Raw genomic sequence first — 1,663 nt, 5'->3', positions numbered from 1 at the left:
CCGCGACACGCGGCGATCCCGCACGCCCGCCGCCGCGAACCCCGACGACCACGCCGCCGGCACCCGAGACCACACCCGAAAACCGACTACCCGCGGATCTGGGTCTGATGTGTTCCGTCGGATGCTCCAGGCCGGCTTGCAGGACCTCGTCGACGCCGAAGCGACCGTGAAGATCGGCGCTGGCCGCTACGAGCGCACGATCGAGCGGACCACGCGCCGCAACGGGACCCGCCCGAAGACCCTGGCGACGCCGGCCGGGGAGGTCGACTTGGCGATCCCGAAACTGCGGGAAGGGTCGTTCTTCCCGAGTCTGCTGCACCCGCGCCGCCGGGTCGACAAGGCGCTCTACGCGGTCATCTGCCAAGCGTGGATCGACGGAGTGAGCACCCGGAAGGTCGACCAGCTGGTGCGGGCGCTGGGCAACGACACCGGCATCTCCCGGTCCACCGTCTCCCGCATCTGCACGGAGATCGACGAGACCGTGCACGAGTTCCTGCACCGCCGCATCGACCACACCTGGTTTCCCTACCTGTTCCTGGACGCCACCTACCTCGACGTCCGAGTCCGCGGCCGGGTCGTCTCCCAAGCGCTCGTGGTCGCCACCGGCGTGAGCGGCGAAGGCCGCCGGGAGATCCTCGGGATGGCGCTCGGCGACGCGGAAACCACCGATTTCTGGACCGAGTTCCTCCGCAGCCTGCGCGACCGCGGCCTACGCACCGCGACCGACGCCGACCCGCTCGGTGTGGCGCTGGTCACCAGTGACGCGCACGCCGGCATCAAGGCCGCGGTCAAGGCGATCCTGCCCGGAGCCGGGTGGCAAAGATGCCGGGTCCATTTCGCTCGCAACGTCACCCAGAAGCTGGGATCGGCGCGCTCCAAGCCGGTCAACGCGCTGATCTCCACGATCTTCGCGCAGACCACCCCAGAGGCCGTGATCGGCCAGTACCACCAGGTCGCCGATAGTCTGCGAGGCTCATTCCCCGAGATCACCACCATGCTCGAGGCCGCCGAACCGGACCTGACCGCGTTCGCGTCGCTGCCCCGCGAGCACTGGCAGAAGGTCTGGTCCAACAACCCGATCGAGCGCTTGAACCGCGAGATCAAGCGCCGCGCCGACGTCGTCCAGATCTTCCCCGACCGCGACTCCGTCACCCGACTGATCGGCGCCGTCCTGCAAGAACAGCACGAGGAATGGCAATACGGCGAACGCCGCTACTTCTCCGAGACCTCCATGCGCAAGCTCGTCCACATCCTCCACGACCACGCCGAGCCCGCCCGCCCCGAACTCCTTCTGACCGCCTAACCCCAACCCAACAAGGAAACAACCGGAACTACACCACGAAACGGGACTTGACCCGACGAGGTCGCGTCGTGGCCCCGATCGCGACGAACGACCCGTCGCAATTGGCAGCTGCAGCGGCTCCGCCGTGGTCTGCTCGCTGGTGTCCTATGAGACCGTGCGGCCGCGAGCTGCGTCATCATGAGCCTGGCTCGGAGAACTCGCCAAGGGTCCGGGCGCGTCGTATGGCATCCGTGCGTGAGCTCGCGCCGAGCTTTGTGGGTTTCCCCTCGTACCGTAGAGGTATCAGCCAATTGTTGGAGGCTGGCGATGAGTACGAAGGTGTATCGCAAGTTCGATGAGGACTTCAAGCAGGGCGCGGTG

1 pseudogene is annotated in these 1,663 nt (G+C 67.2%); it reads left to right on the top strand.

Annotation, left to right across the window (positions count from 1 at the left end):
* Nucleotides 1-94: 94 nt before the first annotated feature.
* Nucleotides 95-1,303 (top strand): annotated as a pseudogene (locus IEX31_RS18350) (IS256 family transposase); the annotation flags it as partial.
* Between the last annotated feature and the right edge of the window lie 360 nt (nt 1,304-1,663).

This window comes from Agromyces bauzanensis (assembly GCF_014645655.1).
Taxonomy (GTDB): Bacteria; Actinomycetota; Actinomycetes; order Actinomycetales; family Microbacteriaceae; genus Agromyces; species Agromyces bauzanensis.
The sequence above is the reverse complement of the archived record's forward strand: the minus strand, read 5'-3'. Positions and strand labels throughout refer to the sequence as shown.